A 26,420-nucleotide genomic window follows, 5' to 3' on the forward strand; every position below is an offset into this window, starting at 1 on the left:
TACTATTAGTATTTTTAGTGGTCATTGCCATTGCAATCGTTCGCATGACAGACCTGTTAGCCGTTGTCATGTTAAGCGGTATTTATGGCTTATTATCTGCCTGTTTCTTTGTGGTGCTTGATGCCGTTGATGTGGCCTTTACCGAGGCATCTGTTGGTGCGGGAATTTCAGGCCTACTCATGTTAGCAGCCATTACCATGACAGGCCGAAAAGAAGCGCCAAAGCGTCATAAGCCCTTCCTCGCATTATTTGTGGTGTTAGTAACAGGTGGCATGCTGATATACGGCACCATGGATATGCCATACTTTGGCGCAGCTGATGCCCCTGTCCACCAGCATGTCGCACCTCGCTATATTCATGATTCAATGCAAGAAGTTGGCATTCCTAATATTGTGACCTCAGTGCTAGGAAGTTACCGTGCGTTTGATACCTTAGGTGAAGTGGCGGTTATTTTTACAGCAGGTATTGGGGTGCTGTCATTACTCAGATTACCGCGACTAAGCAAAAAACCTGCATCAAATGAAGCGACTGAAGCACAAATGCACGAACGTCATATGGTGGTGCGCATTGTCAGTAAAACACTGATCCCTTTCATCTTGCTGTTTGCTCTTTACGTGCAATTCCACGGCGATTTTGGCCCAGGGGGTGGTTTCCAAGCTGGGGTAATTTTTGCTGCTGCGATAATCCTTTACACCATGTTATTTGGCTTAGAAACGGCTCAAAAGGTTTTTAACCCATCACTTGTTCAACTACTTGCAGCTGTGGGACTGTTGCTATACGCATCGGTCGGGGTTGTTTCCATTATCAATGGAGCAAACTTCTTGGATTATAACGTATTAGCCGATACCTCACTGGATGGTCAACACATAGGAATTTTGTTGATTGAGCTTGGCGTTGGTATCACAGTTGCATCAGTCATGCTGAGTATCTTTTTTAATTTTGATGCCCGCAGACAAGCCCTTCATAACAACAAAAAACCAAAAGGGGAGCAGGATGTTTCTCGGACTCTATAACTATTGGATCGCAATTCTACTGATGATGATTGGATTTTATATCGTTATCGCCCATGCCAACTTGGTTAAGAAGTTAGTTGGACTGACCATTTTTCAAACCTCAGTGTTTATCTTTTATATCAGCGTAGGCGTGGTTGAACGTGGCAGCGCGCCCATTTTAGCCGCTGGAGTTAGCGACTACTCTAATCCTCTCCCCCATGTGTTAATTCTTACCGCTATTGTGGTTGGTATTGCAACCACAGCTCTTGGGCTGGCGCTGGTCATACGAATAAAAGAAGCCTATGGCAGTGTAGAAGAAAATGAAATCCAAAAACAAGATCAGCTAAACGAGGAGCAATCATAGTGTTAGCTCACCTGCCTATTTTACAAGTCGTGGTGCCGCTAATGGCGGCTCCATTATGCTGGTTCTTAAACCGTTCAAAATTGGTGTGGATATTTGCCTTATTGGTCTGCGCTGCCACCTGTGTTAACAGCATACTATTGCTGATAGAAGTGATGAAATCAGGCACCATCATCTATGAACTTGGTGGATGGGAAGCACCTTGGGGGATTGAGTATCGCATTGATAAACTTAATGCTTTTTTACTGCTGATTATCTCAAGCATTGCCACTGTGGTCATGTTTGCCGCAAACACCAGCATTCAAAAAGAATTAAGCGCTGACCGCCATACCCTATTTTATAGCCTTTATCTGTTATCGCTGACGGGCATGTACGGCATTGTGGCTACCGGCGATGCATTTAATGTATTTGTATTTTTAGAGATATCCTCATTATCGGCCTACGCATTAATCGCCTTAGGAAATGACAGACGCGCACTTTGGGCTGCTTTTCAATATCTGATAATGGGAACCATAGGGGCTACCTTTATTTTGATTGGTATCGGCATGCTCTATCAAATGACCGGCACTCTGAATATGAGCGACCTTGCGATTCGGTTAGCGGATGTTGGCCACACCCGCACCGTGTTTGCAGCGTTCGCCTTTTTAATTGTCGGCATCTGCTTAAAGTTAGCCTTATTCCCACTTCATCTTTGGTTGCCTAATGCTTATGCCTATGCGCCATCAATTGTAACAGCGTTTTTGGCTGCCACCTCTACCAAGGTTGCGGTGTACCTACTGATCCGCTTTACTTTTACCGTTTTAGGTATCAGTTTCTCGTTTACCACGCTGCCGCTACAAAGCATTTTAATGGTGCTGGGTCTTGCTGGTGTTTTTGTTGCTTCTATCACCGCGATATATCAGCAAAATGTTAAACATATCTTAGCCTACTCAAGTATTGCGCAAGTGGGCTATATGATCATTGGTTACTCCATCAATACCAGCACAGGTATTATGGCAACATTACTGCATCTGTTTAACCACGCCTTAATGAAAAGCGCGCTATTTTTAGCATTAGGCGCCGTCATGTATCGCATTGGTAGCGTCAAACTGAATCAATTTCAAGGCTTAGGCAAACAAATGCCATTCACCATGGCGGCGATTGTCGTTGGCGGACTAAGTTTGATTGGTGTGCCATTAACCGTCGGTTTTATCAGCAAATGGTATCTGCTTATCGCCAGTGTTGAAGCCGGTATGTGGCCGGTTGCCGTACTTATCTTATTGGGTTCATTACTGGCGATTGTTTATATCTGGCGCATTGTAGAAATGGCCTACTTTAGGCCCCCACTACCTGGGCGAGAAACAGTCAAAGAGGCGCCTTGGTCATTCCTTGCGCCAATTTGGGCCCTTGTAGTGGCTAATATCTATTTTGGTATCGATACTCGCCTGAGTGTACAAGTTGCACAGGCGGCTTCTCAAAGTTTGTTTGGAATAACCCCATGACCCCATCTTTGGCGCTGATGTTACAGCTAACTATCTTATTGCCTCTGCTGGCAACCTTTGCAATTGCAGTGACGGGCAAGCAACCTAACCTTCGTGAGTCTGTCACCATTATTATCAGTCTTGCGGTTCTTTACTGCGTCATCAATCTCTACCAAGCGCTCAAGACAGGTGCAAGCATTGAGGTGTCATGGTGGGAGCTTATGCCAGGCTTAGATATAAGCTTTGTTATTGAGCCTCTTGGTATGCTGTTTGCGCTGATTGCCAGTTTTCTGTGGTTAATCACCACCATTTATGCCATCGGCTACATGCGTGGTCATCACGAGGAAAATCAAACCCGCTTTTACATCTGTTTTGCTTTAGCCATCAGTGCCGTTATGGGGCTAGCCTTTTCCGCTAACCTATTTTCACTGTTTATCTTCTACGAAGTACTTACTTTATCAACTTACCCACTCGTTACCCATGCAGGGACTGACAAAGCCAAACAAGGTGGTCGTGTCTATCTTGGCATTTTACTCAGCACGTCAGTGGTCTTTTTCCTATTAGCTATTGTATTAACTAGGTTAATTAGCGGCACTCTTGAGTTTACCGCAGGTGGCGTATTTGACGACAATATTGATACCACCATCGCAGGCGCTATTTTAGTCCTGTTTATATTTGGTATTGGTAAGGCCGCTATCATGCCGTTTCATCGCTGGCTACCTGCGGCAATGGTTGCCCCTACACCGGTCAGTGCCCTGTTGCATGCTGTTGCAGTAGTAAAAGCGGGAGTATTTACGGTACTGAAGGTGTGTATTTTTATTTTTGGACTCGACCTGCTACCTCAATTACCTACCACTGAATTTTTACTTTATTTAGCAACCTTCTCAGTTTTAGTCGCCTCTATCGTGGCAATGCGACAAGACAACTTAAAAGCCAGACTGGCCTACTCTACCGTCAGTCAATTGGGCTACATCACCATTGGCGCGCTGCTTGCCACCTCATCTGGGGTTATCGGTAGCTCAATGCATATCGCCTCTCACGCCTTTGGCAAAATCACGCTGTTCTTTTGTGCGGGGGCTATTTTAGTTGCCAGTCATAAATCTAACATCAGCGAGATGCGCGGCTTAGGTTATACCATGCCAATTACCATGGGCGCTTTTTTCATTGGCAGCCTGAGTATTATCGGTGTACCACCTGCGGGCGGAACCTGGAGTAAATGGTTCCTATTGATGGCGACCGTAGAAACAGGCTATTGGGTCGTAATGGTCACCTTAATGCTCAGTTCTTTGCTTAATATTGCTTATCTACTGCCGATTCCTTATCACGCATTCTTCCCCGGTAAAGACGCAAAACCAGCCAATAGTGCAATCAAAGAAGCCCCATTACCCTCTTTGATTGCATTAACTATCACCACATTCGGCTGCTTGATCATGTTCATCTACCCACAGCCCGTTTATGAATTGGCGCAAGCTATCCTGACTGTATCTGGAGTTAGCCATGGACAATAAAAAGCAATACCTCTTTGATAACCCTAAAAATATTCAGCGTGTTTTATATCTGTTATACGCCTGCTGCGCACTGGTTGTGGTGCTTGATTTTGTGATTCATCGTCATGTTGCTCATAGCTGGGAAAACTTACCTATTTTTTATCCTCTCTATGGCTTTGTTGGCTGCGTTATTTTGGTACTTGTCGCAAGCTGGATGCGAACCTTTATGATACGTCCTGAAGACTATTATGGCCCCGTAGAACAACCTGATGACAGCAAGATTGAAAGAGTAGACGTCAGTAATGGCCACACCGAAGAAGCTAACAATAACAATATAGGTGATCGCAATGTGGATGCTTGAGTTACCGCCCTTTGTCCTGTTTTTAATTGGCGGATTGATTGCTGCAACAACCCGTGGAAAACTGCGCGGAGCATTAATGATAGCCATTATTGTTATCAGCGGGTTGCACCTGTGGACCGTACCGGAGGGAATCCACCTACAGTTAACGTTTTTAGACTATGAACTGATTCCCTACCGAGCAGACAAATTAAGCCTAATGTTTGGCTACATTTTTCATATTGCGGCATTAATCGGCATTATTTATTCTTTGCACGTTAAAGATACCGTTCAGCAAGTGGCGACCATGTTTTACGCGGGCAGCGCTATTGGCGCAGTGTTTGCTGGTGACTTGCTGACGTTATTTGTGTTTTGGGAGCTACTGGCATTTACTTCAGTCTTTTTGATTTGGGCTCGTCGAACTTCTCGTGCTTACAGTGCTGGTATGCGCTACCTCATCATGCAAGTACTTTCGGGAGTTATTTTGCTGGTAGGTGCGCTGTTTCATATCGCAGAAACTGGCAGTGTCAGTTTTGATTTTATCGGATTAGAAGGCATTGCGGGTTGGCTTATATTTATTGCCTTTGGCATTAAATGCGCCTTTCCTTTTGCACACACTTGGCTTACCGACGCCTACCCTGAAGCCACACCAACTGGCACTGTTATTCTCAGTGCTTTTACCACTAAAGTGGCCGTTTATGCACTGGCTCGAGCCTACCCCGGCACAGAGCTATTAATTTATATTGGCGCAGCCATGACCTGCTTCCCCATCTTTTTTGCCGTTATTGAAAACGACTTACGACGGGTACTGGCATACAGCCTAATTAACCAAGTGGGCTTTATGGTGGTTGGCATTGGTATCGGCACTTCGCTGGCATTAAATGGGGCGGTGTCCCATGCCTTTAACGATGTCATCTTTAAAGGCTTACTATTTATGAGCATGGGTGCGGTATTGCATATGACGGGGCGAATAAATGGCTCCGATCTTGGCGGCCTTTATAAAACCATGCCTAAAACCACTATATTGTGTATTGTCGGTGCGGCCTCTATCTCAGCATTCCCACTGTTTAGCGGTTTTGTCAGTAAATCGATGGTAATGACTGCCGCCATTGAAACCGGCCATGACTGGGTTTGGTTAATGCTATTGTTTGCCTCGGCAGGGGTATTCCATCACGCAGGCATCAAGATCCCTTATTTTGCGTTTTTTGCCCATGACTCAGGCATTAAGGCCAATGATCCGCCAAACAATATGTTATTTGCCATGTTCATTGCGGCCTGCCTATGTATCGGTATTGGTATCTACCCTGCTGCACTTTATTCATTGCTGCCATATGACACTGGTTACAATCCTTATGATGCGACCCACGTACTTGCTCAAACACAGCTGTTATTATTCTCAGCACTGGCCTTTGTGTGGTTAAACCTTAAAGGTAAATACCCACCAGAACTACGCTCAACCCACCTTGATGTAGATTGGGTGTATAGACGCTTAGTGCCGAATGCTTTGCAGCGTATGTTTAGCGTAATTTGGCGAGTCGACGGAGAGGTTCGTCAATCAATACGTGGCAAACTTAGCCAATGTCAGGCGTTTTTAGCACGCCAATACAAAGGAGGCGGTAGCTTTATTTCTAGCGACTACCCCTCTGGCAATATGGTGCTTTGGGTGGCGGTTATTTTGGCAACGTATCTTTTTATTGGCTTTGTGAAATAGCCAGATTAATCATGTTCCAAGCTAGCCTGTTTACTAACGACACTGGTAAATAGGCTAGATTGATAATCATAAAGTTGCTAAATGACACCTTTTGAAATATTACTTGATAGAAAACGATTTAGGACAGAGAAAATTTGGCTCAACGCTAAACTAGCCGCCAAAGTCTACACCACAGTAGTTTATATTGACTAGCTAGGTCACTCGGTCATAAGGGCATACTGTACCCCTGATATCAAACTAACACGATTAGGCTGACTCAGAATTCAGAAATACGCCGATCTGAGTTAGCCTAGTTACTCATCAGTTAATTTAAATACCTAAGAGCCAATACTTTTCTTAAACTTTCGCATCGCTTTGCCGTTAACGGCTTACCTAAGTAGGTACCGGTATCTTCAATACCTTTACTGATTGCAATCGCTTTTATTTTGCCTGATTCTAAATTATTCAACTCTCTGAAAAGTAATACGCTAAGAAAATTATAATTATCTTTATTTTCTTTGGTTGCGAAATGCGTTGAGCAGTATTTCATGGTTCCCGCATTTACCCCTAGAGATGCAGAATCGCTAAGAATGTCAGCCGATGTAGAAAATGACAGCATAGATGCTGCGAACAGTGAAAATGCAATAATTTTGTTCATTGTAAGGCCTCAGGTAATGGGATAAGAAAAAGACGCATTGTCGAAATAAAAAACAATTACATCAATTAGTTCATTATAGGGGATGCAAGTGGTTGTCGCCTGTCTTTATTTTATGATGGGGTAACGCGATAAAAAATACGAAGATAAATAGAGATAAAGTCTGAGCTCCCCACTTATCATTACAGCGACGATAATTAAGCGGTATTTGGTAAAACGTGTTTCACATTGATGACAATTACTCGTGGTAATTTTTGTTAAACGATGAATTTGATCACCAATTACCATCCCCCCCTCTCAAGAATTTAGCGTAATTTATTATCATTTTTTGCAAAACATCTTAAGACTCCCGCCCTAATTATAGATATATGCCTCAACAAGCGAATTTAGTAAATTAGCGGTTTATATCACAATATACCCAACATAAATTGCTGTAACTCATTGCCGTGATAAACTCTATTTTGTTAACCAAATGGAATAGTAAAGACTTGCGAAACATTATTCATATCTTCGTCGTTTTCGCCTTGCTTATGCAGGGGGCTTTTGCACAACCTTTAAGCCATACCTCGCAAAACCTTATGTCTGATACTCTTGTAGCCAAATCAGATTGTCACAAACATGAAAAACCTGAAACACACTTGAACGCATCTCACTCTTGCTGCAGCCAAAGTAATCACTTGGCATCAATCAATCCAATCAATGACAAGTCAGAAAATTGCGATTGCTGTGGCCAATGTCAACTTCCTAGCTCATCATCAATCATAGGATTAGTTTCAGCTTTCATTTTTGATACCTTAATTACAAGTTCGGCTATGTCGACAGATTTAGTCACATTCAATTCATACATTAAAAGTGTACCCACACCACCTCCAACCGCATAAATATACCTTACGGTTCATTTTCAAAAATGCTTTGGTCGTCACCACTGCATAAAATCATCTTATATTTATTAAAAATTGATATGTTTTTCAGCTTATTAGCCTCTTATTAATGCCAAAGCCATATCACTAAATAGCAAATTAATTTTAGGAATTACCATGTTTAAAAAAGTATTATTTAGCAGCCTTATTTTATTTTTTATGACAGCCTGCTCACAGGTCAACGACACCGATATTCAAGCCAAAGCGTTTAGTCAACTTGACCACAAACAAGCCGTTTTACAAGGGCATAAATGGTACAAAAATGACCAAGGCATTGTTGTACGCGTTCATCCTGATAAAGTCACTGCAACTTTCGCCAATGGTAAGCAAGCTGATGTTGCCATTCCAGAAGATAAGTTTCTTCTATCAATCGCCCCTTGGATAACCTACACCCACCCATGTGGCAATCATGTTCCAACGGGTTGCACTGGTGAGCTCATCGGCGAAGAAATGCATATGTCAGCTGTGGATGTTGAAACAGGCGAAGAACTGATGAATCAAATGGTAACCCTTCAACATGATGGTTTTATCGATTTCTGGGTACCTCGTAATCGCAAACTGGAGTTCACTTTCCACCACGGTGACAAAAACGGAGTATGGCGCGAAGCGAAAGAAGTATTAACAACCAATTTAAATAGCCGTACTTGCATCACTACCATGCAGCTAGTGGCAATGAATGAAACCACTCCAACAGTAACTCACCAAGAAGCATCAGCCCACCATAAACACCACTAGTAATAAATGGCCGATGTAAGCTTATACACTTACATCGGCACATAAATTAATTGCCTAACTTGCAATAAAAGGAATAAATGAGTCATGAATATTCCTCATTTTTCACCTATTCATGATTTTTATTTATCTTTTGTGGGGACTTGTTAAACCCGCCCCCAATTATCCTTCAACAACCTATACTGCTAACCTTTTGAGTTAAATTTTGTTCTAACAGATTTATGAACACGTATATGCTGTACTCACCCACTATCTGATTTATCAAGAGGTACATTTGGCTACACGGCATTCATTATTGCATCACCAACGTCATTTTGAACGCATTGGCCCTGATTACCGTCAGGGTGAGTCAGTGAGCTTTTTAGATATTAAACACACCTTTGGCCTGAAGCATATTCGCGTAGGCAAATGGGTTAATCGCACCGAATCGGCCTTAGCTGCTAATTTAATATTTGATGCATTGGCAGACTTAGCCAATATTTTACGTGTGCCACCAGAGTTAATTGGTCTTCGTGGTAGCTTACGCTTTGCGTTTGGGCATGGTGGGCAAAAAGGCGTACAGGCACATTACTCACCAGCTTACCGAGAATTAGCGTTAGCCAAAAATGCAGGCGCTGGCGCACTAGCCCATGAGTTTTGGCATGCGTTTGACCATTACATTGCCGACAAAATGTATCACAACGACAGCCTACTCGATCCTTATCACCTTAACCCCTACGTGTGCGCCAGTGACCATTGGTTAGCAGATAAACCAATGATAAACCATCCGCTTAATCAGCAATTATCGAAGTTGTTTGAGGTTACTTTACTCAGCAACAACAGCCAACACCCCAGCGATTATGTGCGCTGCGCCATTGCACTTGATAAACAGCAACAAAGCTTATACTTTGCCAAACCCACTGAAATGATGGCCCGCGCCTTTGAAGCCAGTATTGAAATGTACTCGCAAACACATGCCGCTATCGCCAACCCATATTTGGTTAACAGCACCATTAATTCACCCTTAGCAAAATTGGGCGCTTACCCTGACGCAACCCATTGCGCCGCCATTTACCAAGCCATCATGGCTTATTTTGAACCCTTAGGGAGTGCATTTGATAAACAAGGGCGTTAGAAAACATAGACAGCTATTGTGATTGTTAACAGGGTGCTTAGTGATTAGCTAAAACTCACAACCGAATTTGGTCAGCTATTTCATGGCCCAGTAGGTTCACTGCAAGAGCTAACACAATACTGTGAGCATTTACAAAAGCGGCGACGGCACTTCGCCACAAGCTGCCAGTATTTTCAATAAATGGGTATGTTTAACAGGTTCTTCTGAGCCTATATCAACAGCGATATCAACCAAGCAAATCGAATAATCTAATCATTCCTCCAGCATTCAAGCATGGACTGATTTGTAATGGCTTAATAACGGCAAATATGAGCTGAATACACCGAAATACCATCAGTTCTTACTAACTCAATGTACTCCCACAATCCAACAACCGCTCAGTCAGGTGAGTTCGCTTGCGTGCACGGCAAAGGTCTTATGTTATTGATTAATGATGGCTGTCTTATTATTTTTGGTTAACTAAGTATCAAACAAAGAATGTTTTGTTTGCATGAACTTCGATAACCTTTACTTGTTCAATTAATTTTTCATAGGTATGAGGCAACGCTCCTCCGGGGAACATATCACTCATTTTTTCCCAGTCACTTCGGTAGTGAGAATCCATGTCTTCACAATCAGGACACAATTTCAGTGGCCCCTGACGAGCAGTGTCACATGATTCTTGATGAGTTTTATAATTAGCGTCAGAGAAATCAACATGATTAAAAAAGAGAGCACTTTGTTGATGCCAATTGGGATAGGCTGAACTAAGCTGAACAATATCAAATAAATGCCGAGCGTACTTATCCTGAATCTTTTTTTGAGTCAAATTGGTATGCACACCAAACATTTTTTCAAGCATCGTTCTAACAGGAGCTAACGCTACCACCTCAAACGGCTCATCATATAAGCTGTCTATCGACTCTCCCAACATATGTTGGATTTGAACAGTCTCTGTTGGATTGTCGTCGGACAAACCTCCTGTTTCAAGGAGAACCCTTGGTAACACGCCAGTACCGTATTCACCTTCCCCAAGCGCTAAGGGGTAATAAATACCGATATCAAGACCATTATCTTCGATCTTGAGACTAATTGAAGAATCAAACTTTTTTAACTCTTGGGACACTTCGTCAAACAACGTCTCAGCAACAAACTTTTTAGCCGTATCTTGTATTTGATTAGCTGCCTGCTGTAATTTTTTTCGACTGATTCCTTCTTGTTTAATTACAGCATTGTGACCAAGCAGATCCAAAGAGAGAGATAAATCTATATCTTCAGACATTCTGTTTATCACATTAAAACATTTTGATAATGACGTTCCGCCTTTAAAAACAAAGGGGTTAGGAGACCTACCCGATAGTTTAGGTGCTATTGCTAAATACAGTACCTTCAGAGTAATTGTTACCCAATAATCCTTTTCAATAATGTAAGCAGGTAAATTACTTGCGTGTTGTTCTTGAGCAGCAAGTAGCGCTTCTCTTCTTGCTTCAAAATCAAGATTTAGAAACTCGCTCATCCACTTCTTTCCTTTCGAGAGATTCAGAAATCCATTTCATTGAACGAGGTAGAGCGCTAATGAATTTGGTTTGTACTTTTGGTTCTAGCATTGATCTAAACTTAAGCTTTAATTCATCTTCATAGAGTTTAAATCCCGACTTATCTAAATACGAAAATGCACTCCATAAAATCAGAGCTTTATTTTTCGTATTTTCTTCTTTCACATTAAAATGAGAAACAAAAAATTTAAAAGACTCTTTATATTCAAATTTAACGTTTTTAACATCTATTTTCGCACGTACACGCTCTGAAATGATAAAACTCTTCACCATCGAAAGCTGTGTATCCAAGCCAAGAGCATTGACCGCTGTGACACCAGCTGGGGCAATAGTCGCATCTTTGTTTTTAGCAATAGCTGCTACAAGTTCTTTTGTCTCGATAGGTAAACGCCCAAAACGACTTTGTTTTGGTCTGTAGTAAACGCCATTTGAAATTCGAATAATTTCCTTTCTCTTCGTCATGCGACTTAGAGCACTTGCTATTGCATCACTCTGATCATCGCCCAACTTTTTCTTTTTCAAAATTTGTTTAGTTGTAAATGCTTTTCCAAACTGCAAATGATAGACATAGTTCCTCACCAATGAAGATACATCATTTCTTGATTTTACTTTTGCATCTAAAGCAGCCATACAGCCCCCAGTTAGTAAAAACATATTTTACCATGTGAAAATAATACCACCGCTGACAGAAATTGCCAGCCAAAAAAAGTCACACACACAACCTAAACTGACATAAGATGACAGCTAAAGTACCATATTAAATGTAAGTAGCGACAAATATTAAGGATCACCACCATGCTTTTAGTATTGTTTTACATGTTTTAAATAAGTGGGGGCAGCAAGGTACTTGTGCATAAGATGGTTTAAATAAAAAAGCGAACCAAACGGTTCGCTTTTTTAAGATCTAAATTTCAATGAAGTCTACTACCACGATAATGGCGTTACTGCCGATGATAAGACAAAGAAGTTTGAGGTTTTCGCCGCGGAGTTGACTGGTGTCAATGAGCAGCGAAAACCTTAAACTGAAGCCGTATTATCGAGGCCAAGTAGCCAGTATCATTTACTGATAATCTTCCATTGGTGCACAACTACACATCAAATTCCTATCCCCATAAACATCATCAATACGGTTAACCGTTGGCCAGAACTTGTTGGCCTTAACTGATGCACTTGGGAACACGGCCACTTCGCGGCTGTATGGACGAGTATCAAACTCTGGGTCCATAATATCTGCCATGGTGTGTGGTGCATTGTGCAATGGGTTGTTGTCGGCTGGCCACTCGCCTGCTTCTACTTTGGCTATTTCGCCACGAATAGAAATCATGGCTTCAATAAAGCGGTCTAGTTCAACTTTTGATTCTGATTCTGTTGGCTCAATCATTAGCGTACCCGCAACTGGGAAGCTCATGGTTGGCGCGTGGAAACCATAGTCGTTTAGACGCTTAGCAATGTCCATTTCAGTCACGCCTGACGCTTCTTTAATTGGGCGTAAGTCGATAATACATTCGTGGGCTACGCGGTCATTACGGCCAGTAAATAATACTGGGTAATGTGCAGATAGCTTTTTCATCACGTAGTTAGCGTTTAGCAATGCCATTTGAGTTGATTGCGTCACACCTTTAGTGCCTAACAGCTTAATGTACATCCAGCTGATAGGTAAAATGCTTGCACTGCCATAAGGTGCGGCAGAAACAGCGCCATTGTTGTCGCTTTCACGACCCGGCTTAACCACTTTATGACCCGCTACAAATGGCGCTAAATGAGCTTTAACACCAATTGGGCCCATACCAGGACCACCACCGCCGTGCGGAATAGCAAAGGTTTTGTGTAGGTTTAAGTGTGATACGTCTGCGCCAATAAAGCCAGGCGATGTTAAACCTACTTGCGCGTTCATGTTGGCACCGTCTAGGTACACTTGGCCACCGTACTGGTGAACAATGTCGCATACTTCACGGATAGATTCTTCATACACACCGTGGGTAGATGGGTAGGTGATCATAATGCACGATAAACGATCAGCAAGCTCGCTTGCTTTAGCGCGTAAGTCTTCTAAATCAACGTTACCTTGTTTGTCACAGGCCGTTACCACTACCTTCATACCCGCAAGTTGCGCTGACGCAGGGTTAGTGCCGTGGGCAGATTGTGGAATTAAGCAAATATCACGGTGCGCGTCGCCGCGTGACTCGTGGTACTTTTTAATGGCTAATAAGCCAGCGTACTCGCCTTGTGCGCCAGAGTTTGGCTGAATACACACGGCGTCGTAACCTGTGATGTTAACTAAAAAGTCAGATAACTCGTTAATTAATTGGGTATAACCTTGTGCTTGATCTAGCGGGCAGAATGGGTGCATGTTGGCAAATTCTGGCCAGCTAACGGGTAGCATTTCAACGGCTGCGTTTAGCTTCATGGTGCATGAGCCTAACGAGATCATTGAGTGGTTTAACGCTAAATCTTTGTTTTCTAAACGCTTGATATAACGCATCATTTCAGTTTCGCTTTGGTAGCGATTGAATGTTGGATGGGTTAATACTGCGTCTTGGCGAACAAGGGCAGCCGGAATAGATTGGCTACCATTTGCCACAATTTGCGCATCTAATGCAGCCACATCTAAGCCATGGCCTGCACCTAAAATTACATCAAATAATACCGCCACGTCAGCACGAGTGGTGGTTTCATCTAAGCTGATACCAAACACACCATCGGCATCAATACGCAGGTTAATTTCAGCGGCAAGTGCGCGAGCGTTAATGGCTGCCACATCTGCGCCTTGAACGCTGATGGTGTCAAACCAAGTGTTGTTAACTAGGCTTAACCCTTTAGCTTGCAAACCTGCAGCTAAAATATCTCCAAAACGATTAATGCGTGATGCAATGGTTTTTAAACCCTGTGGACCGTGGAATACCGCGTAAAACGATGCCATGTTGGCAAGTAAGATTTGCGCTGTACAAATGTTTGAGTTGGCTTTTTCTCGGCGAATATGTTGTTCGCGCGTTTGCATTGCCATACGCAGTGCTTGATTACCACGGCTGTCTTTTGACACACCAATGATACGACCCGGCATTGAACGCTTGTGCTCATCACGGGCAACAAAGAATGCAGCGTGTGGCCCGCCGTATCCCATTGGTACGCCAAAGCGTTGCGCGCTACCAAATACCACGTCTGCGCCCATTGCGCCGGGTGATTTCAGTAACACTAACGACATAATGTCAGCCGCTACGGTAATAATGGCTTTGCTTTCACGCAAAGTAGCAAATAGCTCGGTGTAATCATTAATTTGGCCGTGACGGTTAGTGTATTGGAACAACGCACCAAATAGCTCGTAGTTAACGGCTTCATGTGCTGGGCCAACAACCACTTCAAAACCAAAACATTCTGCACGCGTTTTTACCACGTCTAATGTTTGTGGGAATACGTCGTCAGCAACGAAGAAAGTATTGGCTTTTTTGGCTTTAGACACACGCTTGGCTAATGCCATAGCTTCAGCGGCGGCGGTGGCTTCATCAAGTAATGAGGCTGATGCTAAATCAAGACCAGTTAAGTCCATCGACATTTGTTGGAAGTTTAAAATCGCTTCTAAACGGCCTTGTGCGATTTCTGGTTGATAAGGAGTATAGGCTGTGTACCAACCTGGGTTTTCAAACACATTACGCAAGATGACATTCGGCACTTGTACGCCGTAGTAGCCCATTCCGATATAGCTTTTAAATACTTTGTTTTTATCAGCAATATTTCGGATATAAGCTGTGCCTTCAGCTTCGCCACATGAATCACCAATGGTTAATTCCTGTGGTAAACGAATTTTGCCCGGCACAGTTTGAGCGGTTAAGTCTTCTAACGACTCAGCACCAACAAAGTTCAACATTTCTTGTTGTTGCGCTAGGTTTGGCCCAATGTGACGAGTTAAAAATAATTCGTGCTGTTCTAATTGTGTAAGGGTTTGCTTGGTCATGATTAAGCTGTTCCAATTTGCCAGTTTTAAGCTGTAGGGCACAAAAACTGGGGAGTGTGTAGATGGGTATAGTACGTTTACATTGTTGTAAAGGCGCACTTTCAACAATGTTCAGGCAAATAAACCTGTTATTTTTTACGCTTTAACACATAGCAAAGAAGCTCCCGAGGGAGCTTCTCAGCGGCGACAAAAATTACTCTTCGTCAATCACTTCTTGGTAGCCTTCAGCATCTAATAGTGCGTCAGCTTCAGAGGCGTCAGATGGCATAACACGGAAGAACCAACCGTCACCAAATGCGTCGCTGTTTACTAATTCTGGCGAATCTTCTAATGCTTCGTTAATGGCAATCACTTCACCTGAAATAGGTGCATAAATGTCTGATGCCGCTTTAACTGATTCAGCTACAGCGCAATCGTCGCCCGCTGTTACTGTGTCGCCAACTTCTGGTAACTCAACAAATACCATGTCACCTAATAGCTCTTGTGCGTGATCAGTGATACCTACAGTGTAGCTGCCATCGGTTTCTAAACGGATCCACTCGTGTGAAGAAGCATATTTCAAATCTGCTGGAATGTTGCTCATTGTCGTTATCCTTTAATTTGGTTCTTTAATCTGTTGTTCTAATGTCTTAGTCAAATCTGTCGTTTTGCTCACACCATAAATGTAGGTGCAAGCAAAACGCATAAACTAGAATGCTTGTTTACCGTTACGCACAAAGCTTGGGGCAATCACTTTTACCGTAACGCGTTTTTTACGCATTTCAACTTCAGCTGTAGCACCAATACCGTTTGGCACACGAGCCATGGCAATAGAATAGCCTAAAGTTGGCGAGAAAGTCCCGCTGGTGATCGCACCTTGATGTTCTACACCGTTTTCATCGGTAAAAAACACTGGCATATCATGGCGTAAAACGCCTTTTTCTTCCATGACTAAACCGACTAATTTGTCAGTTCCTGCCGCTTTTAATTCAGTTAATGCAGCGCGGCCAATAAAATCGCGGTCACTTGGCTCCCATGCCACAGTCCACCCCATGTTTGCGGCTAATGGATTAATACTTTCGTCCATGTCTAAACCGTATAGGTTCATACCCGCTTCTAAGCGTAGGGTGTCACGCGCGCCTAAACCACATGGGCGTACGCCTGCATCTAATAAAGCTTGCCATAAAGCTTCAGCTTCCGCTTCTGGAACAATGAGTTCGTAGCCTGCTTCACCGGTGTAACCTGTGGTGGCGATAAATAAGCTATCGGATTGCACCCCAAAAAATGGCTTCATGCCTTCAACGGCAGCATTTTGCTCAGGGGTAAATACTGTGGCCGCTTTAGCTTTAGCGTTAGGGCCTTGTACAGCGATCATGGCGAGTTCTGGGCGCTCAGTGATGGTGACATCAAAGGCGGCAGCTTGTTTGTTGATCCATGCTAAGTCTTTTTCACGGGTGGCTGAGTTAACCACAACGCGGTAATGGGTATCGCTTAGGTAGTAAGTGATAAGGTCGTCGATGATACCGGCGTTTTCATCTAACATGCCGCCGTATAAGGCTTTGCCCGGTACGGTAAGTTTGGCAACATCATTGGCAAGTAGCTTGCGTAAAAATGCACATGCGTCTGTGCCGGTCACGTCTACAACGGTCATGTGTGACACGTCAAACATACCTGCATCTTGACGAACAGCGTGATGCTCTTCGATTTGCGAACCATAGTTGATTGGCATTTCCCAACCATGAAAATCCACCATCTTGGCGTTTGATTCTAAATGCTTATTGAAGAGTACTGTTTTGCTGGCCATTCTTATCCCTTATTGTGGGTAGTATCACGCCGCAGCATGACCTAGGTATTTGATAAAATGCGGCGAAATTATACTCGGCAGTTAATGATTGTATACAAGAAAATTTTCTAATCCGACAGCCAACCCATTAGTTATGCTAATGTGAAATCTGTAACAAAATTTCACACTGTTTAGATTAAAAACATCAATGGCGCTGGATCACCTGATATATAAGCGATTTTACATCTTAAGAAGGTGTATTTGGATCACGGCACAGTTTAGGTAATGTCATCTTATTGCCTATGGCCTGTCTGATGAACACTGTTTTTAGCCCAGCAACATTATCAACTAGCGATAATCCAATGTCGCGAATGGCTTTTTTGACGGGATTGTCGCCTGCAAATAAACGTTTAAAGCCTTCCATGGTGGCGATCATTTCCATGGCTTCAGCTTTACGCCAACGCTCAACACTGCGTAAATGGCTATATTCGCCAATATCTTTACCCTGTTCATGAAGCTCAACAACCGTTTCAATAATACTGGCAGCATCTAAAAATCCAAGGTTAACGCCTTGGCCTGCTAACGGGTGAATTGTATGTGCTGCATCGCCAGCTAATATCATGCGGTGACGGGCAAAGTGGCGGGCATAACGCATACGCAAAGGAAATGCTTGGCGCTCGCTAACCAGCTCACACACACCTAAGCGGCCATCAAGGGCTGCGGTGAGTGCTTTGCCAAATTCGCTGGCATCTACTGCCAATAGCTGCTGAGCCTGCTGCGGTGAGGTTGACCAAACAATCGAGCATAAGTTGTCTTCGTATAATGGCAGCATAGCTAAGGGACCATTGGGTAAAAATACCTGACGCGCGGTAGCGTGATGCAGCTCGGTCGTGCGCACTGTGGCCACTATGGCATGATGGCCATAATCCCAAAAAGTAAGGGGAATATTGCACTGCTGACGTACCCATGAGTTGGCACCATCAGCGCCAACCACTAATGCCGCTGATAAGTTGTCACCATTTTCAAGAGTTAACCATGCCTCACGCTCACCAAAGGCAACGCGAGATAATCGCTGCTGTTCAATATGAGTAATGTTGCTCAGTTCGCTGGCACGTTTGGCGAGGGCATAACTAATGGCGTCGTTTTCAATTATCGAGCCTAAATAAGCTTCGCTAATATCGTGGGCATCAAAGTTAATCTTGCCCATGCCGTCTTTGTCCCATACGGCCATTTTTTGATATGGACTTACGCGGTCATGATCTAGATATGGCCACGCACCTAAATTGATTAAAAGCTGCTGACTGGCTTTATTAATGGCGCTTACCCGTAATTTAGGCTCGCCCGTAACTTGGGCTGTGCTACCTGCGTCAATCACCACCACGTTTAAATCGGCTTCGGCTAAACCAATGGCTGTTGCTAAGCCCACCATACCACCGCCAATAATAGCTACATCATAGGTTTGGCTTGTATACATGGTGTGTTCCTTACAAAACTGAGTAATAAAAAGTGATTAACAACTATCGCATTAGCATTATGGGCGGCATAAACGGTGATTAACGCCACCCCATAGCAACTTGTGCAACAGGGCGTTTAAGTGGCGGCAGCCATGACAATAATCTTAATCCGATATTGCGCCCAGCCACTAATGGCCAGTGCTGATTTGAGAAGCCGCGCACTAAAAATTCAATATTATTCATGGTACGGGTTCTATCTTGTTGGCGGCTGGCTAAATATTGGTGCACCACTTGGCTGTTGCCTACATCGGCTTTGACATCGCCATGAAGATGTTGGGCTAACTGCTGCTCAATTACCTCAATAAGACTCACCACATCTCGCAGCCCCAAGTTAAACCCTTGGCCTGCAATTGGGTGTAAGGTTTGCGCCGCATTACCCACAAACACGCAGCGATGATAAATCGGCTGCGTCATTCGGGTTAAGGTGAGTGGATACGTTACCCGCTGCCCGACTGCCATAAAGCGCCCAGCACGATTGCCAAAGGCAAGCTGTAACTGCTGTAAAAAGTCATTCTCACTGATGTTTTTTAGCTGCTCTGCTTTATCTGGAGACACAGCCCACACCAAAGATAAGCGGGCCTTATTTGAACTAGACGGGTTTGAGCTGGCCATATTTGCCATGGGTAACAATGCAATGGGGCCGGTTTCAGTAAAGCGCTCGTATGCCCAGTGCTGATGTGGCTTGTCGGTTTCAACATTAGCCACAATAGCGCTTTGGCCAAAATCGATTTGCTCCGCGGCTAATTTAAGCTGTTGGCGCACAACTGAATTAGCCCCATCTGCGGCCACCAGCAATTTAGCACTTAATTGGCTACCATCATCAAGCTCAAGATAATGACCATCGGCTTTGGCTGTCAGCGAGGCTAATTTGGCTGGGCAAAACAAGCTAATATCAGCTTGTTGTAATTCACTAAATAATACTTGGCCAACTTTGGCCAGCTCAACGACCTGACCCAATGCTGATAAACCTAATGGTTCGGCGTTTAGCTCGGTCATACCAAAATGACCGCGATCAGACACATGAATATCACTAATGGCAGTGCCTAAATGTGCCAATTTAGGCCAAATACCCAAACGGGTTAATTCAAAAATAGACCCATGGGCAATTGCAATTGAGCGAGCATCAAAGCCGGGATGACTATCATCGGCTTGATGAGCTTCAATTAACGCGACCGATAAACAAGGTAGATGTTGCAATTTACGCTGTTGATTTAGTTTGGCTAACCCTAATGCCAATGAAGCGCCAGCCATGGCGCCACCAATAATCACGATATCAAATTGCTGCAGTGCTGCTGGCGTTTTACTCATAATTAGATGAATTTAGCTCAAAGTGAATAACAACAGTTCATACGGATGAAATACAATGATCGATTAGTGCATGGTTTGGGGATCGTCTGCGTTATCCATTTCTGGCTCGGGGCCAAATTCTGAATAACACAAAATGGCGGACATGCGCACAAACTCTTGCAGCTCAATGTAGGCTGATTCTGATTCATCATCATCGACAACGTCAAATTCAACTTGAGCAATTTCGGCCAGATCTTTAATCACTTCACGCACATCTTCAGAAGCCTGATTCAACTTTGGTTGAATAATGGCAATACCAGTTAAAAAGCTTTGAGTCCACAGCGATAATGCTTCAACACGGTGAGAAAGCGAAACCTCTTCTTCTGGCAACAATAAGGTAAAACCAAACTCAAAATCAGTTAATCGGGTAACCGTGTCTTGATAAAGCTCATTGATGAGTTTTAATAACTCAGCATCAAGTTGTTGGCCATCGTTCATTAAATCAATTAAAGGTGCGACCCAAGCATGATTTTGCTGATCAACTCCCCCACAGATCAGCCCGACCAATGCGCCATGAACTTCAACGGGATGCTGACCAATTTCGGCCGCATCTAAGGCTTTTTTAAGGTTTTCGATACATAATGAAGGTGGGGTTGCCATGGTGCTGTCCTAAAGTGCAATAACTTTCCCAATGCTAGCAGAGTTAGCTATTTGCGCCAAATACTTGCCTCTTGGTATGCGATAAAACTATCGATTTGCTCAGACAAACAGCAAATGAGCAAAAAGGCGCAGGGTTGCCTTGCTCTTTTAAATTCAGCCCTATATAGTTCGGCTTAAACAAACATGCTTTTTTTCGAAAAGGATCTCGTTGCGACATTATGAGTGCTAGTGCAGTTGAAATTACCCTTTTAGGGCGCACCTACTCTATCGCTTGTCCCAAGGGACGCGAGGAAGCCTTACGTGCAGTTGCCAGTGAAGTTGAGGGGCAGTTAACTAACCTCAAAACACGTACCAATAATTTAAGTCGTGAAGAACTCGCCATTATGGCAGCCTTGAATATTGGTAATGAATTGTACGAAGAAAGGCAAAAAAACAAACATTATATGGCGCAAATGGACGAGCGTATTTCATTGTTGCAAGCAACACTTGAAAATTCGTTGATTGAACGAAGCCGCAAGGACGACTAAACTAAGAATAATGGCTTTAACTGCTTTGAAGCAATTATCTAACCTGTTTTGCTCCCTGGGATATGCGTAGTTGGTAATGTCCCTGTGCCGATATTTACAAACCCAGGGTGAATGCTTTTATTGACATTGCGCATGCTCGGCTAGTACCGAGAAGCCTTAGGATATAAACATTTACCCGCCTTGAACCTACGGTTCAAGGGCTTACACCGGCTACGGTATTCTGGGGAGCATCCTAATTTATGACCATCACCCGCTTTATGGAATCTGGTGCAACTAATGCACCCACCTTGCAAGCCACCATTAAAATCACACATTTTGCTACTCCGCTTGAAAACCCAGACCCCTTGTTTGATAGTTCAGGTATGAGTCGTGACAACATTCGTCGCCATGTCAGACAAGAACGCAACAGCTTATCAGCAGAAGAACAACATCAATTTGCATTAATAGCGAGTCGGCATTTATTAGCAGAAGTGCAAGCACACAATGCCCAACATGTGGCCATATACCTTACTCACGATGGCGAACTTGCAACCCAAAAATTAATTGAAGCATTATGGGAAGAAGGCATTAAAACCTACTTGCCGATCATTCACCCATTTAGCAAAGGTAACTTGCTGTTTTTGCATTATCATGCAAATTCAAAAATGGTTATCAATCAGTACGGTATTGCTGAGCCAGCGCTGTCGGTACAAGCTATTATCCCGGTAAACAAACTCGATATGATTGTCACACCACTGGTTGCTTTTGATGACAAGGGAAATCGTATGGGGATGGGCGGTGGCTATTATGATCGCACCTTATGCCAAGTGGTTGATGGAAAGCCATTGGCAGTCGGGTTTGCACATGATTGTCAGCAAGTTAGTCAACTCCCCATCGAATATTGGGACGTGCCATTACCGGTGATCATTACCCCAACAAGACGATTTGCCTGTCAGTAAATGACATAAAACCCCATCATGACAAATATTGATGGGGTTTAATTTTTTAACAATTTACATCTCAATCATTGGACTGCTTTTGTCGTTAACTCACCGCTTTATCTAATGCCTGACTCACATCGGCAATAATGTCATCGATATGCTCAATGCCAACCGAGATCCGTACTAAGTCTTCAGACACTCCAGCTTTAGCCAATTCTGCGCTGTCTAATTGACGGTGCGTGGTACTGGCAGGATGACAAGCCAATGATTTAGCATCACCAATATTGACCAAGCGTAGTACCATTTGAAGCGCATCAATAAACTTACCACCGGCAATTTTACCCGCCTGCGCATCAGCGGCTTTTATGCCAAAGCTGATGATGCCAGACGCTTTACCATTGGTGATTTTTTTACAAGTCGCATTGAATGGGCTATCAGGCAATGCCGCATAGTTTACCCAACTTACATTGGGATGTTGCTGTAAATACTGCGCGAGTGCGAGGGCATTACTGCAATGGCGTTCCATACGCAGACTTAAGGTTTCTAATCCTTGTAGTAATAAGAAGGCACTTTGTGGTGATAATGCCGCCCCTGTATTACGTAATGGCACAACGCGACAACGACCAATAAACGCTGCTGGCCCAAACGCCTCGGTATAAACCACACCGTGATAGGAAGGATCGGGTTGATTTAAAACCGCAAAGCGATCTTTATTGGCCACCCAATCAAATTTACCCGAGTCAATAATCACCCCGCCAATGGTCGTGCCATGACCACCTATGTATTTGGTTAGTGAATGGATCACTATGTCTGCGCCATGATCAAAAGCGCGGCAAAGCACTGGTGTAGCGACGGTATTATCAACAATTAACGGCACGCCATGCTTGTGGGCAATGTCGGCTAAACGTTGTAAATCGACCACGTTTCCCGCGGGGTTACCAATGGATTCACAAAATAGCGCTTTGGTTTTATCGTCAATTAATGTTTCTAGGCCAGCGTAGTCATCATAGGCGGCCATGCGCACATCAACGCCTTGGCGCGGCAAAGTATGGGCAAATAAATTATAAGTACCACCATATAACTGACTCGTGCTGACAATGTTGTCACCCACCTGAGTTAACGCTTGGATCGCATAGGTGATAGCAGCCATACCTGATGCAACCGCTAAGGCACCAATACCGCCTTCAATAGCTGTAAGGCGCTGCTCAAGTACGTGAGTGGTTGGGTTCATAATGCGGGTATAGATGTTACCGGCAACTTTTAAATCGAATAAATCTGCGCCATGCTGGGTATCATCAAAGGTATAGGAAGTGGTTTGATAAATCGGCACTGCCGCGGCTTTGGTTGTGGCTTCTGATTCGTAGCCATAATGTAATGCCAGTGATTCCAGTTTCATGTTTGCTGCCGTCATAATGCCTTCCTTTACCTTAGAGATTTAAATTGTGTCATCAATCAAATGGGCGTTGCCGGATAAGTTACCGAATAAAAAACAATCATCATCCAGCAAGACTCCACACTAGCAATAAGACGTCTAGATGTCTATTCAAAAATTAATACCCATTAAAAAAGGCGCTTGTGCGCCTTTGAGTTGATTTAGGTAAGGTTTACACTAGATGCCGCCCACCATCAACGGGGTAACTTCTACCGGTAACGTAATGACTTTTAATGAGATACTCCACCAGCGAGATAATTTCAGCATTACCCGCCTCTTTAGGCAAAATAGCCTTAGCAAGCGCTTTCACCTTGTATGCATCATCGTCGTGCTCATTGAATAAAATCATTGCTGGGGCAATGGAGTTCACTTTGACATGGGGAGCTAATTTGGCCGCAAACGATAAAGTTAAGTTGTGCAAAGCCGCTTTACTGGCAGCGTAGGCAATATGTTTTTTACTGCCTTTTTCTGCAACATAATCTGTAATATGAATAATGTTACTGCCACCAATTGCACTGTCAGTATTTGGCGCATTTTCAATGGCGCTACGGCTAAGTAAATCGCCTAAGGCTAAGTTAATTTCATAAGGCGCATTCACATGCACTTGCATCATGCGTGTAATGGTGTCACTCGGGCTGATCCCACTGTTGTCGGGTAGCCAGTCTGAGGCATTATGAATAATGCAATCCAGTCTTGGGCATTGCTGTACTTGGCTGATTAACCGCTGGATTGAATCGCTGTCGGTTAAATCACTTTGGATAAGGGTCGCATCTAATTTGCGTAACTGCTCAATGCTGTCGTAATGACTGCGATAGGTGCCAATCACCTGATACCCCTGGGCTAAAAAATGCTTTGCAAGCCCATAACCAATGCGTTTTCCTACGCCTGTAATCAATACGGTTTTATTCATATACATCTCTTATTTATCAAGATAGAGTTGTTATTTTTCATCACCTTAGCATATTAAAAGGCGTTAACAACAGCATTAGTTATAGGTTAATAAAAGCGATAGAGTTAACCAAGTTCTACCTAGTGTTGCTACTGATTACGATGTTAATCGGCAAATGGATTCATTAATATTCACAATACAGGTTGCTAATGGTCATCATTAAAGCGACGACTGAATGAGTCACCCTAAGCTACCAATTCAGGCTAGCATAGGTTAACTTTATGACGTTTATAATGCATTTAAGGTATTAAGTGCATTGTATTAAGTAACTGATCATTCTAGCTTGTGAAAACTCCTGATAACCGCGTTAGATTTTTGATTAAAAAATAATTCCTTATCAAAAAAATCTGTCTTGTTATCACCCATTTTTGCTACGCTATTTCTGTCCACTTATTTACTGTGATTGGTATTACTGATGAATAAATCCATGTATATCATCATCTCTGTGGTATTCATATTTGCGCTATTGATTGGCTATGGGTTTATGCCCGCTTCAATAAATCATCAAGCCATCAGCCAAACCGATGAATCAGCACATTCTGCTAATACCCAGTTAGTTAACTTAGATGATGTAATGCTCGCCTTATTTAGCTTTCAAACCGACAAGCAATGGCAAATACAACTGCCAGAGTCGCCAGCCAACAAGCCTATATTTGTGCCACTGACTGAGTTAAAGCGAGCCGATAACATACATTTAGCGATTGGTCATTATCAAGATGCATTCGACTCTGGTTCGGTTGCGCTCGATTACAGCAAAATCACCCCCATCAATTTAGGCAATCCTGAGCAGGAAATGCTATTTGCTGCGCCCTTTGCAGTATCGAACCAAGGTTCAGGCAATTTTTGGTATTTGGGACTGTTCCGCTTAAATAACCAAACGGCTCACATCAGTCACCTCGATAGTATGCTTTTAGGGGATAGAATAAAGCTCAACACCATTGGGATACCTGATCCGCTTCATGTTAGCCAACTTAAAATTAGTTATTGGCAACATGGTGAGCAACAAGCAATGGCGGAAGTGCCTAATCAATTGGTCGAACAAAATATAGCTGTGTCGTTTACTGGGTTAACTAAGATAACGCACTGAATACCCTGAGCTAATCTCTTATACGAAGCTTTAAATGGCCTTTAAATGAAAGAGGCTTGAACTGATAACCAGTTCAAGCCTTTTAAATGAGCAATAACAAGTTGGTTCGCTAACGCTGCGCTTTAGTGGTATTTGCCGTTAACATCGCCGTTAACTGATCAATTTTGGCATGCAGTTTTTGAATTTCTAACGCTGTATCATCGGCAGTGGCAAGGATTGCAGTTTGCGCGTCATCTGTTTCATCTAGCTGTTTTTTGGCTTGATGGTCGCGCATTATTTGAGTCTCTTCCCCCATCACATCTAGCACAGCGCCAACCATCATATTTAAAAATACAAAGGTGGTTAAAAAGATAAAGGTAAGATAATACAGCCAACTTAATGGATGAACCGCCATGGTTTCGTACATGATGGAAGTCCATGACTCAAAGGTAGAAATACGAAATAATGTCAACATAGCAATTGACACATCGCCCCACAAAAAGTCATTAATATCAGCAAATAACATGCTGCCTACTGCACCGTAAATATAAAAAATCACAAACATAAGGAGCGCAATATAGCCCATGCGAGGAATGGCTTTAAGCAGTGCGTTTATCAGCATTCGCAGTTCTGGCACCATAGAAACTAACCGCAGCACGCGGAAAATCCGTAATAAGCGCGCCAACAAAATGGTCGAGCCTCCTAGCGGCACTAGGCTGCCAATCACAATAATGGTGTCGAAAATGTTCCAGCCTTTGGAAAAAAATGCTTTTGCGCCATCACTAGCAAGATAACGAATAATTAATTCAATAGAAAAAAACACCGTAATCGCAACATCAAGTACCAGTAAGCTTTGCTCCAGCCAAGCTGGCAAATGGTAAGTATGCGCACCTATCGACAATGCAGAAACCACAATGACAAAGATGACAAAACCTTGAAAGGTTTTGCTTCGATCGACTCGTTTAAATAACGACAATAACTCTGAGACTTGCATAACCTAAACGCTCCATAAACACGCCGCTAAATTTTGGGCGACAGAGCCTAGCAAAGCAGTCTTAAACGATTGTGAAA

Annotated in this window: 23 protein-coding genes, 1 other RNA gene and 1 pseudogene; 13 read left to right on the top strand and 12 right to left on the bottom strand. The window is 43.3% G+C overall.

What is annotated here, in order from left to right; all coding sequences use genetic code 11:
• Nucleotides 1-17: 17 nt before the first annotated feature.
• Genes HBH39_RS15055 through HBH39_RS15080 form a run of 6 tightly spaced genes read left to right on the top strand, consistent with a single transcriptional unit; the run spans nt 18 to nt 6,348 of the window.
• Nucleotides 18-1,013 (top strand): Na(+)/H(+) antiporter subunit B, encoded by a 996-nt coding sequence (locus HBH39_RS15055; protein WP_280117332.1) that lies wholly within the window; start codon nt 18-20, stop codon nt 1,011-1,013.
• On the top strand, nt 994-1,356 hold the full coding sequence (locus HBH39_RS15060; protein WP_167679497.1) for a cation:proton antiporter subunit C: 363 nt from the start codon (nt 994-996) through the stop codon (nt 1,354-1,356). The genes HBH39_RS15055 and HBH39_RS15060 overlap by 20 nt, the downstream gene beginning before the upstream one ends.
• Nucleotides 1,356-2,834: a monovalent cation/H+ antiporter subunit D family protein gene (locus tag HBH39_RS15065; protein WP_167679498.1), complete on the top strand. Its 1,479-nt coding sequence runs from the start codon at nt 1,356-1,358 to the stop codon at nt 2,832-2,834. Before HBH39_RS15060 ends, HBH39_RS15065 begins: the two co-directional genes overlap by 1 nt.
• On the top strand, nt 2,831-4,321 hold the full coding sequence (locus HBH39_RS15070) for a monovalent cation/H+ antiporter subunit D family protein (protein WP_167679499.1): 1,491 nt from the start codon (nt 2,831-2,833) through the stop codon (nt 4,319-4,321). Before HBH39_RS15065 ends, HBH39_RS15070 begins: the two co-directional genes overlap by 4 nt.
• Nucleotides 4,311-4,661: a hypothetical protein gene (locus tag HBH39_RS15075; RefSeq protein WP_167679500.1), complete on the top strand. Its 351-nt coding sequence runs from the start codon at nt 4,311-4,313 to the stop codon at nt 4,659-4,661. The genes HBH39_RS15070 and HBH39_RS15075 overlap by 11 nt, the downstream gene beginning before the upstream one ends.
• The gene (locus HBH39_RS15080) at nt 4,648-6,348 is read left to right on the top strand and encodes a Na(+)/H(+) antiporter subunit D (RefSeq protein WP_167679501.1); all 1,701 of its coding nucleotides are present in this window, start codon (nt 4,648-4,650) and stop codon (nt 6,346-6,348) included. Before HBH39_RS15075 ends, HBH39_RS15080 begins: the two co-directional genes overlap by 14 nt.
• Before the next feature lie 304 nt (nt 6,349-6,652).
• Here the strand turns inward: HBH39_RS15080 and HBH39_RS15085 are convergent, their stop codons facing one another.
• Complete coding sequence (locus HBH39_RS15085) at nt 6,653-6,985, bottom strand: hypothetical protein (RefSeq protein ID WP_167679502.1); 333 nt, start codon at nt 6,983-6,985, stop codon at nt 6,653-6,655.
• 1,034 nt (nt 6,986-8,019) lie between these two features.
• On the opposite strand from HBH39_RS15085, the gene HBH39_RS15090 reads away from it, so the two are divergent.
• The 3 genes and pseudogenes from HBH39_RS15090 to HBH39_RS19860 all read left to right on the top strand — a co-directional run.
• On the top strand, nt 8,020-8,637 hold the full coding sequence (locus HBH39_RS15090) for a CueP family metal-binding protein (RefSeq protein WP_208764170.1): 618 nt from the start codon (nt 8,020-8,022) through the stop codon (nt 8,635-8,637).
• A 271-nt stretch (nt 8,638-8,908) separates the two neighbouring features.
• Nucleotides 8,909-9,748 (top strand): CLCA_X family protein, encoded by an 840-nt coding sequence (locus tag HBH39_RS15095; protein ID WP_432280124.1) that lies wholly within the window; start codon nt 8,909-8,911, stop codon nt 9,746-9,748.
• A gap of 48 nt (nt 9,749-9,796) precedes the next feature.
• Nucleotides 9,797-9,928 (top strand): annotated as a pseudogene (locus tag HBH39_RS19860) (transposase); the annotation flags it as partial.
• A gap of 286 nt (nt 9,929-10,214) precedes the next feature.
• Here HBH39_RS19860 and HBH39_RS15100 read toward each other — a convergent pair.
• From HBH39_RS15100 to HBH39_RS15135, 8 genes are all read right to left on the bottom strand, one after another.
• Nucleotides 10,215-11,243 (bottom strand): nucleotidyl transferase AbiEii/AbiGii toxin family protein, encoded by a 1,029-nt coding sequence (locus HBH39_RS15100; protein WP_167679503.1) that lies wholly within the window; start codon nt 11,241-11,243, stop codon nt 10,215-10,217.
• Nucleotides 11,221-11,913, bottom strand: coding sequence for a DUF6088 family protein (locus tag HBH39_RS15105; protein WP_167679504.1), 693 nt, complete (start codon nt 11,911-11,913; stop codon nt 11,221-11,223). The genes HBH39_RS15100 and HBH39_RS15105 overlap by 23 nt, the downstream gene beginning before the upstream one ends.
• 430 nt (nt 11,914-12,343) lie before the next feature.
• Nucleotides 12,344-15,232 carry an aminomethyl-transferring glycine dehydrogenase gene (gcvP, locus tag HBH39_RS15110; RefSeq protein ID WP_167679505.1) on the bottom strand — a complete coding sequence of 963 codons (2,889 nt, stop codon included), beginning with the start codon at nt 15,230-15,232 and terminating at the stop codon, nt 12,344-12,346.
• Between the two features lie 193 nt (nt 15,233-15,425).
• Nucleotides 15,426-15,815: a glycine cleavage system protein GcvH gene (gene gcvH, locus HBH39_RS15115; protein WP_167679506.1), complete on the bottom strand. Its 390-nt coding sequence runs from the start codon at nt 15,813-15,815 to the stop codon at nt 15,426-15,428.
• 105 nt (nt 15,816-15,920) lie between these two features.
• Nucleotides 15,921-17,015 (bottom strand): glycine cleavage system aminomethyltransferase GcvT, encoded by a 1,095-nt coding sequence (gene gcvT / locus HBH39_RS15120; protein ID WP_167679507.1) that lies wholly within the window; start codon nt 17,013-17,015, stop codon nt 15,921-15,923.
• Nucleotides 17,016-17,241: 226 nt separating this feature from the next.
• Entirely contained in the window at nt 17,242-18,468 is a 1,227-nt protein-coding gene (locus HBH39_RS15125; RefSeq protein ID WP_167679508.1) for an FAD-dependent oxidoreductase, read from the bottom strand.
• A 79-nt stretch (nt 18,469-18,547) separates the two neighbouring features.
• On the bottom strand, nt 18,548-19,816 hold the full coding sequence (gene ubiH, locus HBH39_RS15130) for a 2-octaprenyl-6-methoxyphenyl hydroxylase (RefSeq protein ID WP_167679509.1): 1,269 nt from the start codon (nt 19,814-19,816) through the stop codon (nt 18,548-18,550).
• 63 nt (nt 19,817-19,879) lie between these two features.
• Complete coding sequence (locus tag HBH39_RS15135; protein WP_167679510.1) at nt 19,880-20,455, bottom strand: UPF0149 family protein; 576 nt, start codon at nt 20,453-20,455, stop codon at nt 19,880-19,882.
• A gap of 218 nt (nt 20,456-20,673) precedes the next feature.
• Here HBH39_RS15135 and zapA point away from each other — a divergent pair, with 218 nt between their 5' ends.
• The 3 genes from zapA to HBH39_RS15150 all read left to right on the top strand — a co-directional run bounded on the left by zapA (nt 20,674) and on the right by HBH39_RS15150 (nt 21,920).
• Nucleotides 20,674-20,982 carry a cell division protein ZapA gene (zapA, locus tag HBH39_RS15140; RefSeq protein ID WP_167679511.1) on the top strand — a complete coding sequence of 103 codons (309 nt, stop codon included), beginning with the start codon at nt 20,674-20,676 and terminating at the stop codon, nt 20,980-20,982.
• Between the two features lie 49 nt (nt 20,983-21,031).
• Nucleotides 21,032-21,213, top strand: a non-coding RNA gene (gene ssrS, locus HBH39_RS15145) — 6S RNA.
• Nucleotides 21,214-21,221: 8 nt separating this feature from the next.
• Nucleotides 21,222-21,920: a 5-formyltetrahydrofolate cyclo-ligase gene (locus tag HBH39_RS15150; protein ID WP_167679512.1), complete on the top strand. Its 699-nt coding sequence runs from the start codon at nt 21,222-21,224 to the stop codon at nt 21,918-21,920.
• Between the two features lie 85 nt (nt 21,921-22,005).
• Here the strand turns inward: HBH39_RS15150 and HBH39_RS15155 are convergent, their stop codons facing one another.
• Both HBH39_RS15155 and folM read right to left on the bottom strand, forming a co-directional pair.
• Nucleotides 22,006-23,298, bottom strand: a complete 1,293-nt coding sequence (locus tag HBH39_RS15155; RefSeq protein ID WP_167680112.1) for an O-acetylhomoserine aminocarboxypropyltransferase/cysteine synthase family protein — start codon at nt 23,296-23,298, stop codon at nt 22,006-22,008.
• Between the two features lie 208 nt (nt 23,299-23,506).
• On the bottom strand, nt 23,507-24,244 hold the full coding sequence (gene folM, locus HBH39_RS15160) for a dihydromonapterin reductase (RefSeq protein WP_167679513.1): 738 nt from the start codon (nt 24,242-24,244) through the stop codon (nt 23,507-23,509).
• Nucleotides 24,245-24,698: 454 nt separating this feature from the next.
• Here folM and HBH39_RS15165 point away from each other — a divergent pair, with 454 nt between their 5' ends.
• Nucleotides 24,699-25,370, top strand: a complete 672-nt coding sequence (locus HBH39_RS15165) for a hypothetical protein (RefSeq protein ID WP_167679514.1) — start codon at nt 24,699-24,701, stop codon at nt 25,368-25,370.
• Nucleotides 25,371-25,479: 109 nt separating this feature from the next.
• Here HBH39_RS15165 and HBH39_RS15170 read toward each other — a convergent pair whose 3' ends face one another.
• Nucleotides 25,480-26,343, bottom strand: coding sequence for an ion transporter (locus HBH39_RS15170; RefSeq protein WP_167679515.1), 864 nt, complete (start codon nt 26,341-26,343; stop codon nt 25,480-25,482).
• Nucleotides 26,344-26,420 lie beyond the last annotated feature (77 nt).

Origin of the sequence: Shewanella aestuarii, assembly GCF_011765625.1 — a bacterium.
Taxonomy (GTDB): Bacteria; Pseudomonadota; Gammaproteobacteria; order Enterobacterales; family Shewanellaceae; genus Shewanella; species Shewanella aestuarii_A.

Excerpts from the sequence above, each read along its gene's own strand:
- HBH39_RS15070 (WP_167679499.1), top strand. The coding sequence starts at position 2,831 with ATGACCCCATCTTTGGCGCTGATGTTACAGCTAACTATCTTATTGCCT.
- HBH39_RS15165 (WP_167679514.1), top strand. The coding sequence starts at position 24,699 with ATGAATAAATCCATGTATATCATCATCTCTGTGGTATTCATATTTGCG.
- gcvT (WP_167679507.1), bottom strand. The coding sequence starts at position 17,015 with ATGGCCAGCAAAACAGTACTCTTCAATAAGCATTTAGAATCAAACGCC.
- HBH39_RS15085 (WP_167679502.1), bottom strand. The coding sequence starts at position 6,985 with ATGAACAAAATTATTGCATTTTCACTGTTCGCAGCATCTATGCTGTCA.
- zapA (WP_167679511.1), top strand. The coding sequence starts at position 20,674 with ATGAGTGCTAGTGCAGTTGAAATTACCCTTTTAGGGCGCACCTACTCT.
- folM (WP_167679513.1), bottom strand. The coding sequence starts at position 24,244 with ATGAATAAAACCGTATTGATTACAGGCGTAGGAAAACGCATTGGTTAT.
- HBH39_RS15090 (WP_208764170.1), top strand. The coding sequence starts at position 8,020 with ATGTTTAAAAAAGTATTATTTAGCAGCCTTATTTTATTTTTTATGACA.
- HBH39_RS15125 (WP_167679508.1), bottom strand. The coding sequence starts at position 18,468 with ATGTATACAAGCCAAACCTATGATGTAGCTATTATTGGCGGTGGTATG.
- HBH39_RS15080 (WP_167679501.1), top strand. The coding sequence starts at position 4,648 with ATGTGGATGCTTGAGTTACCGCCCTTTGTCCTGTTTTTAATTGGCGGA.
- HBH39_RS15060 (WP_167679497.1), top strand. The coding sequence starts at position 994 with ATGTTTCTCGGACTCTATAACTATTGGATCGCAATTCTACTGATGATG.
- gcvP (WP_167679505.1), bottom strand. The coding sequence starts at position 15,232 with ATGACCAAGCAAACCCTTACACAATTAGAACAGCACGAATTATTTTTA.
- HBH39_RS15105 (WP_167679504.1), bottom strand. The coding sequence starts at position 11,913 with ATGGCTGCTTTAGATGCAAAAGTAAAATCAAGAAATGATGTATCTTCA.
- HBH39_RS15135 (WP_167679510.1), bottom strand. The coding sequence starts at position 20,455 with ATGGCAACCCCACCTTCATTATGTATCGAAAACCTTAAAAAAGCCTTA.
- HBH39_RS15100 (WP_167679503.1), bottom strand. The coding sequence starts at position 11,243 with ATGAGCGAGTTTCTAAATCTTGATTTTGAAGCAAGAAGAGAAGCGCTA.
- HBH39_RS15075 (WP_167679500.1), top strand. The coding sequence starts at position 4,311 with ATGGACAATAAAAAGCAATACCTCTTTGATAACCCTAAAAATATTCAG.
- HBH39_RS15150 (WP_167679512.1), top strand. The coding sequence starts at position 21,222 with ATGACCATCACCCGCTTTATGGAATCTGGTGCAACTAATGCACCCACC.
- gcvH (WP_167679506.1), bottom strand. The coding sequence starts at position 15,815 with ATGAGCAACATTCCAGCAGATTTGAAATATGCTTCTTCACACGAGTGG.
- HBH39_RS15155 (WP_167680112.1), bottom strand. The coding sequence starts at position 23,298 with ATGAAACTGGAATCACTGGCATTACATTATGGCTACGAATCAGAAGCC.
- HBH39_RS15170 (WP_167679515.1), bottom strand. The coding sequence starts at position 26,343 with ATGCAAGTCTCAGAGTTATTGTCGTTATTTAAACGAGTCGATCGAAGC.
- ubiH (WP_167679509.1), bottom strand. The coding sequence starts at position 19,816 with ATGAGTAAAACGCCAGCAGCACTGCAGCAATTTGATATCGTGATTATT.